This window comes from Arenimonas alkanexedens, assembly GCF_054781355.1.
On record NZ_BAAGUO010000002.1, the window covers coordinates 341045 to 353648 of the forward strand.

12 protein-coding genes are annotated in these 12604 nt (G+C 66.8%); 7 read left to right on the forward strand and 5 right to left on the reverse strand.

Translation table 11 applies throughout. The annotated features are described in order from the left end of the window. The first annotated feature begins 170 nt into the window (after positions 1 to 170). The 3 genes from ACYVGY_RS06165 (at position 171) to ACYVGY_RS06175 (ending at position 3238) form a co-directional block, all read left to right on the forward strand. Positions 171 to 1775, forward strand: coding sequence for a peptide chain release factor 3 (locus ACYVGY_RS06165; protein WP_460456588.1), 1605 nt, complete (start codon positions 171 to 173; stop codon positions 1773 to 1775). Between the two features lie 108 nt (positions 1776 to 1883). Continuing rightward, positions 1884 to 2534, forward strand: a complete 651-nt coding sequence (trhA, locus tag ACYVGY_RS06170) for a PAQR family membrane homeostasis protein TrhA (RefSeq protein WP_460456589.1) — start codon at positions 1884 to 1886, stop codon at positions 2532 to 2534. Positions 2535 to 2737: 203 nt separating this feature from the next. Next, positions 2738 to 3238: an REP-associated tyrosine transposase gene (locus tag ACYVGY_RS06175; RefSeq protein WP_460456590.1), complete on the forward strand. Its 501-nt coding sequence runs from the start codon at positions 2738 to 2740 to the stop codon at positions 3236 to 3238. A gap of 190 nt (positions 3239 to 3428) precedes the next feature. Here ACYVGY_RS06175 and ACYVGY_RS06180 read toward each other — a convergent pair whose 3' ends face one another. Both ACYVGY_RS06180 and ACYVGY_RS06185 read right to left on the reverse strand, forming a co-directional pair. After that, positions 3429 to 3857 (reverse strand): CBS domain-containing protein, encoded by a 429-nt coding sequence (locus ACYVGY_RS06180; RefSeq protein ID WP_460456591.1) that lies wholly within the window; start codon positions 3855 to 3857, stop codon positions 3429 to 3431. 73 nt (positions 3858 to 3930) lie between these two features. Then, the gene (locus ACYVGY_RS06185) at positions 3931 to 4923 is read right to left on the reverse strand and encodes a glycosyltransferase family 2 protein (protein ID WP_460456592.1); all 993 of its coding nucleotides are present in this window, start codon (positions 4921 to 4923) and stop codon (positions 3931 to 3933) included. A gap of 44 nt (positions 4924 to 4967) precedes the next feature. Here ACYVGY_RS06185 and ACYVGY_RS06190 point away from each other — a divergent pair, with 44 nt between their 5' ends. Further along, a complete protein-coding gene (locus ACYVGY_RS06190) occupies positions 4968 to 5363 on the forward strand; it encodes an arsenate-mycothiol transferase ArsC (RefSeq protein ID WP_460456593.1) in 396 nt (131 codons plus the stop codon). A gap of 94 nt (positions 5364 to 5457) precedes the next feature. On the opposite strand, the gene mtgA is transcribed toward ACYVGY_RS06190, so the two are convergent. Further along, complete coding sequence (gene mtgA / locus ACYVGY_RS06195) at positions 5458 to 6168, reverse strand: monofunctional biosynthetic peptidoglycan transglycosylase (RefSeq protein WP_460456594.1); 711 nt, start codon at positions 6166 to 6168, stop codon at positions 5458 to 5460. A gap of 404 nt (positions 6169 to 6572) precedes the next feature. Here mtgA and hslO point away from each other — a divergent pair, with 404 nt between their 5' ends. Together hslO and ACYVGY_RS06205 are read left to right on the forward strand one after the other, a co-directional pair. Then, positions 6573 to 7466, forward strand: coding sequence for an Hsp33 family molecular chaperone HslO (gene hslO, locus ACYVGY_RS06200; protein WP_460456595.1), 894 nt, complete (start codon positions 6573 to 6575; stop codon positions 7464 to 7466). A 205-nt stretch (positions 7467 to 7671) separates the two neighbouring features. Further along, on the forward strand, positions 7672 to 8658 hold the full coding sequence (locus tag ACYVGY_RS06205) for a hypothetical protein (protein ID WP_460456596.1): 987 nt from the start codon (positions 7672 to 7674) through the stop codon (positions 8656 to 8658). A gap of 119 nt (positions 8659 to 8777) precedes the next feature. Here the strand turns inward: ACYVGY_RS06205 and ACYVGY_RS06210 are convergent, their stop codons facing one another. After that, positions 8778 to 10163, reverse strand: coding sequence for an FAD-binding oxidoreductase (locus ACYVGY_RS06210; RefSeq protein ID WP_460456597.1), 1386 nt, complete (start codon positions 10161 to 10163; stop codon positions 8778 to 8780). A gap of 92 nt (positions 10164 to 10255) precedes the next feature. Between ACYVGY_RS06210 and serA the strand changes: the two genes are divergently transcribed. Then, a complete protein-coding gene (gene serA / locus ACYVGY_RS06215; RefSeq protein ID WP_460456598.1) occupies positions 10256 to 11497 on the forward strand; it encodes a phosphoglycerate dehydrogenase in 1242 nt (413 codons plus the stop codon). A 74-nt stretch (positions 11498 to 11571) separates the two neighbouring features. Here the strand turns inward: serA and ACYVGY_RS06220 are convergent, their stop codons facing one another. After that, entirely contained in the window at positions 11572 to 12582 is a 1011-nt protein-coding gene (locus ACYVGY_RS06220; protein ID WP_460456599.1) for an NAD-dependent epimerase, read from the reverse strand. Positions 12583 to 12604: the final 22 nt, after the last annotated feature.

Genomic DNA, 12604 nt, shown 5'->3' on the forward strand with positions numbered 1-12604 from the left:
GCGCGCCGACCGCCCCACCTTCCATCCCCTGTAGGAGGGCCTTCAGGCCCGAAGCCTTTCGCCGTAAAGCTTCGGGCCTGAAGGCCCTCCTACAGGGGATGGAAGGTGGGCGGGGTATAATCGCCACCCCTTTCCGACCCCAACGCCTGCGCTCTGCGCGCGGCCAGCCCATGTCCGAACACCTGCGTGAAACCCGCCGCCGCCGCACCTTCGCCATCGTCAGCCACCCCGACGCCGGCAAGACCACCCTGACCGAGAAGCTGCTGCTGTTCGGCGGTGCGATCCAGATGGCCGGCTCGGTGAAGGGGCGCAAGGCTGCCCGCCACGCCACGTCCGACTGGATGGCGCTGGAGAAGGAGCGCGGCATCTCGGTCACGTCCTCGGTGATGCAGTTCCCTTACGAGGACCACATCGTCAACCTGCTCGACACCCCGGGCCACGCCGACTTCGGCGAAGACACCTACCGTGTGCTGACCGCGGTGGACAGCGCGCTGATGGTCATTGACGTGGCCAAAGGCGTCGAGGAGCGCACGATCAAGCTGATGGAGGTTTGTCGCCTGCGCGACACGCCGATCATGGGCTTCATCAACAAGCTCGACCGCGAGGGTAAAGAGCCGATCGAGCTGCTGGACGAAATCGAGAGCGTGCTGGGCATTCAGTGCGCGCCGATCACCTGGCCAATCGGCATGGGCCAGCGGCTCAAGGGCGTGGTGCATCTGGTCAGCGGCGAAGTGCATCTGTACGAACAGGGGCGCAACTTCACCCGCCAGGACTCGACCATCTTCCCGTCCATTGACGCGCCCGGCCTGGCAGAACGCATCGGCGTGCAGATGCTGGCCGACCTCAAGGACGAACTGGAGCTGGTGCAGGGCGCCTCGCATCCCTTCGACAAGGCCGACTACCTGGCCGGCAAGCAGGCGCCGGTGTTCTTCGGCTCGGCGGTGAACAACTTCGGCGTGCAGCCGCTGCTCGACTTCTTCGTCGAACACGCGCCGGGCCCGCAGCCGCGAGGCACCACCTCGCGCACGATTTCACCGGAAGAAGAAACCTTCTCCGGCTTCGTGTTCAAGATCCAGGCCAACATGGACCCGCAGCACCGCGACCGCGTGGCCTTCCTGCGCGTGTGTTCGGGCAGGTACGAGGCCGGCATGAAGGCCTTCCACGTGCGCCTGGGCAAGGAAGTGAAGCTGGCGAACGCGCTCACCTTCATGGCCAGCGACCGCGAGATCGTCGAGACCGCCTACCCGGGCGACGTCATCGGCCTGCACAACCACGGCACCATTTCCATCGGCGACACCTTCAGCGCCGGCGAGACGCTGTCGTTCACCGGCATCCCCAACTTCGCACCGGAACTGTTCCGGCGCGCGCGCCTGCGTGACCCGCTCAAGCTCAAGCAGCTGCAGAAGGGCCTGGCCCAGCTTTCGGAAGAAGGCGCCACCCAGTTCTTCCGCCCCCTGATGAGCAACGACCTGATCCTGGGCGCGGTGGGTACGCTGCAGTTCGACGTGGTGGCCTACCGCCTGAAGGACGAGTATTCAGTGGACGCGAGCTTCGAGCCGATCACCATCGCCACCACGCGCTGGGTGAAGGGCGGCACGCCGAAGAAGATGGAAGAGTTCCGCGAGAAGAACGCCATGAACCTCGGCCTCGATGCCGCCGGGCAGCTGGTCTACCTGGCCCCGTCGCGAGTGAACCTGCAGCTGACCATGGAACGCTGGCCCGACTTCGAATTTGCCGCCACCCGCGAACACGCCCAAACCCTGGCCCTCGAATAACCTCCCTCAACTTCCTGCCCCCACCCTGTAGGAGGGCCTTCAGGCCCGAAGCTTTTGGCGAAAGGCTTCGGGCCTGAAGGCCCTCCTACAGGGGCGATGGAATACCCCATGACCGAATACGAACACGACCACGAATCCCCGCGCGAAGAACGCGCCAACGCGATCACCCACGGGGTGGGCGCGCTGCTGTCGCTGGTGGGCGGCAGCGTCCTGGTCACCCTCTCGGCTGCCTTCGGCAACGGCTGGCAGCTGGCCGGCGCGATCGTGTTCGGCATCGCCCTGGTGCTGCTGTATTCGGCCTCGACGCTTTACCACCTCAGCCACGACCGCATCATCAAGGGCCGCATGAAGGTCTTCGACCACTGCGCGATCTACGTGCTGATCGCCGGCACCTACACGCCCTTCACCCTGGTCGGGCTGCGCGAGGACGGCGGTTGGTGGATGTTCGCGGCAATCTGGACCTTCGCGGTCGCGGGCGTGGTGTTCAAGCTCTTCTTCACCGGCCGCTTCAAGGGCCTGTCCACCCTGATTTACCTCGGCATGGGCTGGATGGTGGTCGTCGCGATCAAGCCCTTCCTGCGCCAGATACCGATGGACACCCTAGCCTGGCTGCTGGGCGGCGGCCTCGCCTACACCCTGGGCACCGTGTTCTACATGAGCCGCCGCATCCCCTTCGCCCACGCCATCTGGCACGCCTTCGTACTGATCGGCAGCGCCTGCCACTTCGTAGCCGTAACCCAACAAGTCCTGCGCCCCTAATCTCTCCCTGTGGGAGCGACTTCAGTCCCGACGCCCGGCGCACTTTGTGGGAGGGACTTCAGTCCCGATGCCCGGCGCACTTTGTGGGAGGGACTTCAGTCCCGATGCTTTTGGGTGAAGAACATCGGGACTGAAGTCCCTCCCACAGTGATTTCGTCGGAATTCGGATGGGCGCGGTTCACGCTGTGCATCACGCTACAACCATGCCGCGTCCAAACGACCATCCGGGATACCAGCGTCTCCGCCTCGGCCGCACCAGCGAGCCCGGGCGCGTGTATTTCCTGACTACCGTCACCCACGCACGGGCACCTTTATTCAAGGACTTCGTGCGCGCCGCAGTGATGAGTCGCGTGATCGCCTGCCCCACCACTTGGGCTGGCGGAAGGCTACTGGCCTGGGTGTTGATGCCCGATCACTGGCACGGCCTGCTTGAAATCGACGGGACCTCCCCGCTGACGCATATCGTCAGGTTGGCTAAGGGGCGGAGCGCTCGCCACTTCAATCTCGCGCTGGTTCGGCAGGGCAGCGTCTGGCGGGACGGCTTCCATGACCGCGCCATACGCCGCAGCGACGACCTTCGCGCAGCCGCGCGATATTTGATTGCCAACCCACTGCGCGCCGGACTCGTGAAGTCGGTGGGCGACTACCCGTTCTGGGACGCCCATTGGATCGATGCCAGCCCTGAACGCCCCTTTCCCGACTGATCCGCTCCCCCAATGAAGCAGCAACCTCACCGCGCCCCCCCTGTGGGAGGGACTTCAGTCCCGATGCCTTTCGCCGAAAAGCATCGGGACTGAAGTCCCTCCCACAAAGTGCGCAGGGCATCGGGACTGAAGTCCCTCCCACAAAGTGCGCCGGGCATCGGGACTGGAGTCCCTCCCACAGGGGGCCGGGTTAGCTGGCTATGTATTGGTGGAGTTGGGCGATTTCTTGCTGTTGGTCTTCGATGACGGCCTTGATCAGGTCGCCGATGGAGACCATGCCGACCAGGCGGCCTTCGTCCAGCACGGGCAGGTGGCGGATCTTGCGGTCGGTCATGATCTGCATGCAGGTCTGGGCGGTGTCGGTGGGAAGCACCGAGACGACCGGGCTGGACATGATCGACCCGACCGGGGTTTCGGCTGAAGAGCGGCCCTGCAGGATCACCTTGCGGGCGTAGTCGCGTTCGGTGGCGATGCCCACCACCTCCGTGCCCTGCATCACCAGCACGGAGCCGATGTGGTTTTCGGCCATCAGGCGGATGACTTCGAGAACGGGCGCTTCGCGCGGCACGGTAATGACGCCGCCGCCCTTGATCTCGAGTATCTGGTTCACGTTGTGCATCGCGCTGCCCTCCGTTGAACGTTGCTCGACTATAAACCCGCAGCGGCCCCATAGCACCCCTGTGGGAGGGACTTCAGTCCCGATGCTTTTCGGCCAAAGGCATCGGGACTGAAGTCCCTCCCACAGGGGGGCTGGGGAGATGGGCTTGGCGGATGAGGTAGAGGGGGCGTTGCTTGGCTTCCATGTACAGGCGGCCGAGGTATTCACCGATGATGCCCAGCGCCACCAGCTGAAGGCCGCCGAGGAAAAGCACCACGGTCATCAGCGAGGGCCAGCCCTGCACCGGGTCGTCCCAGGCCAGGGTGCGCACGATGATCCACACGCCCCAGCCGAACGCCGCCACCGCAGTGAACAGGCCCAGGTAGGTGGCCAGCCGCAGCGGCACGGTGGAAAAACTGGTGATGCCTTCCAGCGCCAGGTTCCAAAGCTTCCAGTAGTTGAAGCTGGTGCGGCCGGCGATGCGGGCGCCGCGTGCGTAGGGGAAGGACACCTGGCGGAAGCCGACCCAGGTAAACAGGCCTTTCATGAAGCGTTGGCGCTCGCGCAGGCCACGCAGGGCGTCGAGCACGGGGCGCGACATCAGGCGGAAGTCGCCGGTGTCGCGCGGGATGTCGGTGCGCGACAGCCAGGTCATCACCCGGTAAAAGGCGGCGGCACTGAAGCGCTTGAACCAGGACTCGCCGTCGCGGCGGGTGCGGGTGCCGTAGACGACGTCGTAGCCTTCGCGCCATTTCGCCACCAGCGCCGGGATCAGCTCGGGCGGGTCCTGGCCGTCGGCGTCGAGCACCAGCGCGGCGTCGGTATCCACGTGGTCAAGGCCGGCGGTGAGCGCCAGCTCCTTGCCGAAGTTGCGCGCCAGCCGGATCAGGCCCACGCGCGGGTCGGCCGAAGCGAAGCCTTCGAGCAGGGCCCAGGTGCCATCGCGGCTGCCGTCGTCGACGTAGAGCACGCGGGCGGAAAGGTCGAGTCCGTCCAGCACCGCCAGCAGGCGCGGATGGAAGGCCGGCAGCGCGGCCTCCTCGTTGAAGGCGGCAATGACGACGGTGAGGGTCTGGGCGGCAGGCATGCGCCAATCTTAGCGCCGGCACGCCGCGCGTGTAGCATCAGCGCATGCACAGGATCCTGTTTATCGGCGTGGACAACGCCCACCGCAGCCAGATGGCCGAAGGCTTCGCCCGCTTCCACGGCGGCCAGGCCGTAGAGGCGCTCAGCGCCGGCACCGCGCCGGCGGACGCGATTGATACGCGCGCCCTGGAGGTGATGGCCGAGCTGGGCATCGAGATGGATGACCAGCACTGCCGATCCCTGGACGAAGTGGACGGCGAGTTCGATGCGGTAGTGACGATCGGTGCCGGCGACGCCGGCGCCGCGATACCGGCCAAGCGGCACGAGGCCTGGCCGGTGAAAGACCCGGCCGGGCGCTCGGACGATGCCTACCGGGCAATCCGCGACGATTTGCGGCGCCGCGTGCAGGGGCTGCTGCAGGAGCTGCGGGTTCGCAAGTAGCCGCTCGCGACGCCAGGCCACCCCCTGTGGGAGGGACTTCAGTCCCGATGCTTTTCGGCGAAAGGCATCGGGACTGAAGTCCCTCCCACACGGGTTATTGGGTGGCGGGTGCGAGGTAGGCGGGGCCGCCCAGGTTTTGGGCGTTGCGCTGGATCCAGGCCGCGCGGCGCTGCACGTAGGGACCGGGATTGCGGGCGCTGTATTTCTTTGGATTCGGCAGTACCGCCGCCAGGCGCGCGCTTTCGGCGGCGGTCAGCGCGCTGGCCGGCTTGCCGAAGAAGGCCTGCGCGGCCGCTTCCGCGCCATACACGCCGTCGCCGAACTCGGCGATGTTCACGTATACCTCGAGGATGCGCTGCTTGGACCAGGTCAGCTCGATCAGCACGGTGTACCAGGCCTCGAGTGCCTTGCGGAAATAGCCGCCGCCGCTCCAGAGATACAAATTTTTCGCCACCTGCTGGCTGATGGTGCTGCCCCCGCGCACGCGTCCGCCCTCGGCGTTGGATTCAAGTGCCTTGTCGATTGCCTCCAGGTCGAAGCCGTGGTGTTGCGGGAATTTTTGATCCTCGGCCGCCACCAGCGCTATCGGAAGATGCGACGAAATCTGGTCGTAGTCCCGCCACTGTTGGCGTAGGCGGAATCCTTCCTCGCCCAGCCCGTCCACCTGCCGCCACAGCATGAAGGCGCTGGTGGGCGGATCGATAAAGCGCAGCGGCGCCACCTGCAGGAAGGTGACGACCAGGAAGAGCAGCGGCAGCCAGAGCAGGCGGCGCAGCCAGCGGCGGAATGGCGAGGGGGCGGGCATGGGGCGGGAAGCATGGCATACCCGCGCGCGGGGCCTGCGCACCCCGCGAAACCATGCCCCTGTAGGAGGCCCTTCAGGGCCGAAGCTTTTTGGCGAAGGGCTTCGGGCCTGAAGGCCCTCCTACAGGGGCGAAGGGCTTCGGGCCTGAAGGCCCTCCTACAGGGGCGAAGGGCTTCGGGCCTGAAGGCCCTCCTACAGGGGCGAAGGGCTTCGGGCCTGAAGGCCCTCCTACAGGGGCGACGGGCTTCGGGCCTGAAGGCCCTCCTACAGGGGCGAAGGGCTTCGGGCCTGAAGGCCCTCCTACAGGGGCGACGGGCTTCGGGCCTGAAGGCCCTCCTACAGGGGCGACGGGCTTCGGGCCTGAAGGCCCTCCTACAGGGGGGGGATGCGGGTAAAATTGGGGGATGGAAAAGCATCCTGACCGCGACACCCTTACCCGTTTCCTGCTCGAGCGCTCCGGCATCCGGGGCGTGATCGTGCATCTGGACAAGACCTGGACCGAGATCGCCGGGCGGGTCGAGTACCCGGCGCCGATTGCCGCGCGCCTGGGCGAAACCTGCGCCGCCGCGGCCCTGTTCACCGGCCACGCCAAGATTGACGGCCGCCTTAGCGTGCAGCTGCGCGGCACCGGCTGCCTGCGCACCGTGTTCGCCGAATGCACCGCGGCCGGCACCCTGCGCGGCATCGCCCACTACGAAGAGCCCGTGCCCAGCCCGCTGACCCCGCGCGATTTCGGCCCGGGGTCGCTGCTGGCGATCACCATCGAGTCCACCCCGCCCGGCGCCCGCGAGATGACCCGCTACCAGGGCCTGGTAAGCCTGGAGGCCGACAGCCTGGCCGAGGCCTTCGAGGGCTATTTCGAACAGTCCGAACAGCTGCCCACGCGCCTGCTGCTGGCCAGCCAGCCCGAACGCGCCGCCGGCCTGATCCTGCAGAAACTGCCGGGCGCCGACGGCGACACCGATGGCTGGGACCGGGTGAACGCCCTGTTCGCCACCCTGGGCACCGAAGAACTGGCCAGCCTGCCGGTCGAAACCCTGCTCTGGCGCCTCTTCCACGAAGAAGGCGTGAAGCTGCTCGACCGCCGCCCCCTGGCCTTCGCCTGCAGCTGCTCGCGCGAGCGGGTGGAAGACATGCTGCGCGGCCTGGGCGCCGAAGAAGCCCGGGCCAGCCTGGAAGACGGCGTGGCCCAGGTGCACTGCGACTTCTGCGGGCGCGCGTATCGGTTTGAGGCTGAACAGATTGATGGGTTGTTCAGTCTTTCGGTGCCGGCGCCGGGGTCCGAACGCCTCCAATAACCCCCACCCCACCGGCCCCCTGTAGGAGGGCCTTCAGGCCCGAAGCTCTTCGACAAGAGCTTCGGGCCTGAAGGCCCTCCTACAGGGAGCGGGTGCTTCACGAGCGGCGGCACAAAGTGTTAAATTCCTGTAAAATCCCCTCGCCACCCCCCACCGGGAACTTCCCGGTCCGGCACGGCTCCAAGAGAGCCACTGAGGAAACAACATGAATCCGCTGCTGCGTTCCTTCATCGTCGTGTTGTTCGCCCTGTCGGGCGCTGTGGCGTATGCGCAGGCGCCGGCGCCGCTGGTGTTGGCCAATAAAGACGACGGCACCACCGCGCTGCCGATCATCCGCAACAACCAGGTCGAAGGCTTCCTGCTGATCGAATCCGGCGCGGCCTCGGCCAATCCGGCGCGCACTTCGCTCGATCGCATCCTTGGCCGCAGCGCCACGCCCAGCCTGGGCGCAGGCATGAACTTCCCGCTGGCCAATGGCCGCCGCGCCGGCGTCAGCCTGGCGCTGGAAACCAATCCCACCATCGGCCTGCTGTGCAACGGCGGTTCGATGTCGCGCAGCTTTGGCGCGCTGGCCCAGCACTGCATGGTCGCCAACCTGGCGCCCAATCCCAGCACGCCGTTTGCGCTGGTGCGTCCGGGCGTGCGCGCGGAAGCGCGGCTGGAAGGCGACGACGCCGCGCTCAGCGCCAGCCTCGGCATGAAGCGCTTCGAGCTCGACAGCCCGATCGCGATGCCCGGCACCCTGGCGCCCGGCATCGCCGGCAACAGCGACCTGGTGCTGTCGCTGCGCGGCACCGAATACACGCAAGACGACATCAGCCTGCTGGGCGAACTGCGGGTCGGCGAAACCGGCTGGGTGAGCATCGGCGGCACCCTGGCGCGCGCCCGCATCGTGCCCGCCACCCAACTGCCCGGCGCCCTGCCGCCGGAGTGGAACACCGGCACCCTGACCCTGAGTGGGGGCGTCGGCAATTTCGGCGGCGAAATCATTGGCCGCGTTATCGAACTGCCCGGCACCAACCAGAGCTACAGCGACATGGGCCTGGGCGTTACCTGGCGCGCCCCGTGGCGCGCGCGCCTGAGCGTCGGCGCCGCCAACCTGGCCCCGCGCGGCCAGAACCCGTTCACTGCGAACGACGACGACGAAGAAGAGTCTCGCGTCCCCTACATCCGCTACGAACAAGACCTCTAGCCGGACCTGTAGGAGGGCCTTCAGGCCCGAAGCTTTCCCCCGAAAACCATTGGGAATGAAGCTCTCGCGGCAAGAGCTTCGGGCCTGAAGGCCCTCCTACAGGTCCGGGGGTTCTGGGTTTAGTCGAAGAGTTTGCCGGGGTTTAGGATGCCGGCTGGATCCATTACGGCGCGGATGCCCCGCATCAGCGCCACCTCTTCCGGTGACCGCGTGCTGCCCAGGTAATCCTTCTTCGCCAGGCCAATCCCGTGCTCGGCCGAAATGCTGCCGCCGTGCTGCTTCAACAGATCAGCCAGCAGCCCGGTCACCTGCCCGCACTGCGCCATGAAATCAGCATCCGCCACGCCCTCGGGCTGCAGCACATTGATGTGCAGGTTGCCGTCGCCGATGTGGCCGAACCACACCACTTCGAACTGCGGATAGGCCTCGGCCAGTAGCGCCTGCGCCTGCGCCAGGAAGCTCGGCAGCACCGCGATGCGCACCGAGATGTCGTTCTTGTAGGGCCGGTACGGCGCCAGCGATTCGGTGAGCCCCTCGCGCAGCCGCCACAGCTGTTTCGCCTGCGCGTCGCTGGCGGCCTGCACGCCGTCCAGCACCCAGCCCTGTTCAAGGCAATGTTCGAACGCAGCCAGGCCCGCGGCCTGCTGCGCCTCGTCGGCGGCGTCGTATTCGGTGAGCACGTAGTAGGGATGCACCGCGTCGAAGGGATAGCCGGCGCCGTGCGCGCGCACGTGCCGCAGCCCGACGTCGGTGAGGAATTCGAACGCCTGCAGGTCCACCCGCGCACGGAAATGCGCGAACACCTGCATCAGCGCCTCGAACGAGGGCAAGGCAAGCAGCAAGGTCTGCGCCGGCGGCAGCGGCCGGGTGAGCCGCAGCGTGGCTTCCACCACCACGCCCAGCGTGCCCTCGGCGCCAATGGCAAGGTGGCGCAGATCGTAGCCGCTGGAGTTCTTCACTAGGCCGCGACCCAGGTCGAGCAGCTCGCCAGTGCCGGTGACCAGCTTCAGCCCGGCCACCCATTCGCGGGTATTGCCGAAACGGATGACCCGGATGCCGCCGGCATTGGTGGCGATATTGCCGCCGATGCTGCAGCTGCCGCGCGAACCGAAATCCACCGGATACAGCAGCCCCTGCGCCTGCGCCGCTTCCTGCACCGCCTGCAGCGGCGTGCCGGCCTGCACCGTGAGGTGGCCGTCCACCGGGTCGTAGCCCAGCACCTTGTTCATGCGCTCGAGGCTGAGCACCAGCTCGCCGTGCGCCGCCACCGCGCCGCCCGACAGCCCCGTGCGCCCGCCCGAAGGCACCACCGCCACGCCCTGCGCGCAAGCCCAGCGCATCACCGCCTGCACCTGCGCCACGTCGGCCGGGAAGGCGATGGCCAGCGGCGCCGGCGTCCAGCGCCGGGTCCAGTCGCGGCCGTAGTGCTCCAGGTCGCCAGCCTCGGTGCTCAGACGCAGGCCGGGCACGGCGGTTTGCAGGGACGTCAGGCGCGGATCGGTCATGGCGTGGGGTCGGTGATGAAAGGAATGTTGCGGCGCAGCGCACCCGGACAGCATAGTGCACCAAGGAATCTTCCTCTGCCCCCACCCCGCCCATGGCCTCCCTGAAAACCTCGTTTCCCCGGCAAGACATCCGCGTGCTGCTGCTTGAAGGCGTCAGCCAGAGCGCCGTGGACCAGCTGCGCGCCGCCGGCTACACCAATATTGACTACCGCGCGAAGTCGCTGCCCGAGGCCGAGCTGCGCGCCGCGATTGCCGACGCGCACCTGGTGGGCATCCGCTCACGCACCCAGCTCAGCGCCGAAGTGCTGGCCGACGCCCGCCGCCTGATCGCCGTGGGCTGCTTCTGCATCGGCACCAACCAGGTAGACCTGGACGCGGCCCAGGCGGCCGGCATCCCGGTGTTCAACGCGCCCTATTCCAACACCCGCAGCGTGGCCGAGCTGGTGATTGCCGAGGCGATCATGCTGATGCGCGGCATTCCGCGAAAGAACGCCGAATGCCACCGCGGCGGCTGGAGCAAGACCGCCGAAGGCAGCCACGAAGTGCGCGGCAAGACCCTGGGCATCGTGGGCTACGGCCACATCGGCACCCAGGTGGGCCTGCTGGCGGAAAGCCTGGGCATGCAGGTGGTCTTCCACGACATCGAAACCAAACTGTCGCTAGGCAACGCCCGCCCCGCCGCCAGCCTGCACGAGCTGCTGGTGCAGAGCGACATCGTGAGCCTGCACGTGCCGGAAACCCCGGCCACCCAGAACCTGATCGCCGCCGACCAACTGGCGCGCATGAAACAAGGCGCGCACCTGATCAACGCCTCGCGCGGCACCGTGGTGGATATCGATGCCCTGGCCGCGGCCCTGCGCAGCGGCCAGATCGGCGGCGCCGCGGTGGACGTGTTCCCGGTGGAGCCCAAGGGCAGCGACGAGGCCTTCGAATCGCCCCTGCGCGGCATGGACAACGTGATACTGAGCCCGCACGTGGGCGGCAGCACCCTGGAAGCCCAGGACAATATCGGCACCGAAGTGGCGGCGAAACTCATCCGCTACAGCGACAACGGTAGCACCCTGTCGGCGGTGAATTTCCCCGAAGTGTCCCTGCCCGGCCACGCCGGCAGCCGCCGCATCCTGCACATCCACCGCAACGTGCCCGGCGTACTGTCCCTGGCCAACGACATCTTCCGCGACCAGGGCATCAACATCGACGGCCAGTACCTGCGCACCGACGCCAAGGTCGGCTACGTAGTAATGGACGTCACCGCCACCGAATCCCAAGCCACCGAACTGCGCCAAGCCCTAAGCACCATCCCCGGCACCCTCCGAGTCCGAGTCCTCTACTAACCCCCCACCCAACCCCTGTAGGAGGGCCTTCAGGCCCGAAGCCCCTTGTGGGAGGGACTTCAGTCCCGAACCCCCTAAACCCCGTAATAACCCCGATACCACTCCACAAACCGCGCCACCCCTTCCTCCACCGCCACCACCGGCCGATACCCCACACACCCAATCAACTCAGAAACATCCGCCTCAGTATCCGGCACATCCCCCGCCTGCAGCGGCAGCATCTCCATCACCGCCTTCTTCCCCAGGCACTGCTCCAGCACCTCGATATAGCGGAGCAACTCCACCGGCTCTTCATTGCCGATATTGAAGATGCGATACGGCGCCACGCCGCTGGTGGCCGGATCCGGCGCCATCCCATCCCAGTCCACATTCCGCCCCGGCACCGTATCCAGCGTGCGCACCACGCCCTGCACGATGTCGTCCACGTAGGTAAAGCTGCGCTTGTGCTTGCCGTGGTTGAACACCCGGATCGGCTCACCGGCCAGGATGGCCTTGGTGAACAGGAACAGCGCCATATCCGGCCGGCCCCAGGGCCCGTACACCGTGAAGAAGCGCAGGCCCGTGGTGGGAATGCCGTACAGATGCGAATAGCTGTGCGCCATCTGCTCGTTGGCTTTCTTGGTGGCCGCGTACAGCGTGAGCGGATGCTCGGTGGGCGAATGCTCCGAGAACGGCATATTGAGATTGGCGCCATACACCGAACTGGTGGAGGCATAGACCAGATGCTCCACCCCGTGGTGCCGGCAGCCCTCGAGCACGTGCAGGAAGCCGGTGACGTTGCTGGACACGTACACGTGCGGATTCTCGGCGGCGTAACGCACGCCAGCCTGGGCGGCCAGGTTCACCACGCGCTGGGGCTTGTGCGTCGCGAAGGCTGACTCGACCGCGGCGCGATCAGCGAGATCGGCAGTGATGTGGGTGTAACCCGGCTGCGAGAGCAAACGCGACAGGCGGGCCTGCTTCAGGGTCGGGTCGTAGTAGTCGTTGAGGTTGTCGAAGCCGATGACTTCGTCGCCGCGGGCCAAGAGAACCTGGGCGACGTGGGAGCCGATGAAGCCGGCGGTGCCGGTGACAAGGATGCGCATTCAAAAAGTCCTGAAACGAAAG

Bases quoted from the DNA above. Each gene is read 5' to 3' on its own strand.
- ACYVGY_RS06210 (WP_460456597.1), bottom strand. From the start codon at position 10,163: ATGACCGATCCGCGCCTGACGTCCCTGCAAACCGCCGTGCCCGGCCTG.
- ACYVGY_RS06190 (WP_460456593.1), top strand. From the start codon at position 4,968: ATGCACAGGATCCTGTTTATCGGCGTGGACAACGCCCACCGCAGCCAG.
- ACYVGY_RS06180 (WP_460456591.1), bottom strand. From the start codon at position 3,857: ATGCACAACGTGAACCAGATACTCGAGATCAAGGGCGGCGGCGTCATT.
- ACYVGY_RS06205 (WP_460456596.1), top strand. From the start codon at position 7,672: ATGAATCCGCTGCTGCGTTCCTTCATCGTCGTGTTGTTCGCCCTGTCG.
- ACYVGY_RS06165 (WP_460456588.1), top strand. From the start codon at position 171: ATGTCCGAACACCTGCGTGAAACCCGCCGCCGCCGCACCTTCGCCATC.
- hslO (WP_460456595.1), top strand. From the start codon at position 6,573: ATGGAAAAGCATCCTGACCGCGACACCCTTACCCGTTTCCTGCTCGAG.
- trhA (WP_460456589.1), top strand. From the start codon at position 1,884: ATGACCGAATACGAACACGACCACGAATCCCCGCGCGAAGAACGCGCC.
- mtgA (WP_460456594.1), bottom strand. From the start codon at position 6,168: ATGCCCGCCCCCTCGCCATTCCGCCGCTGGCTGCGCCGCCTGCTCTGG.
- ACYVGY_RS06175 (WP_460456590.1), top strand. From the start codon at position 2,738: ATGCCGCGTCCAAACGACCATCCGGGATACCAGCGTCTCCGCCTCGGC.
- ACYVGY_RS06185 (WP_460456592.1), bottom strand. From the start codon at position 4,923: ATGCCTGCCGCCCAGACCCTCACCGTCGTCATTGCCGCCTTCAACGAG.
- ACYVGY_RS06220 (WP_460456599.1), bottom strand. From the start codon at position 12,582: ATGCGCATCCTTGTCACCGGCACCGCCGGCTTCATCGGCTCCCACGTC.
- serA (WP_460456598.1), top strand. From the start codon at position 10,256: ATGGCCTCCCTGAAAACCTCGTTTCCCCGGCAAGACATCCGCGTGCTG.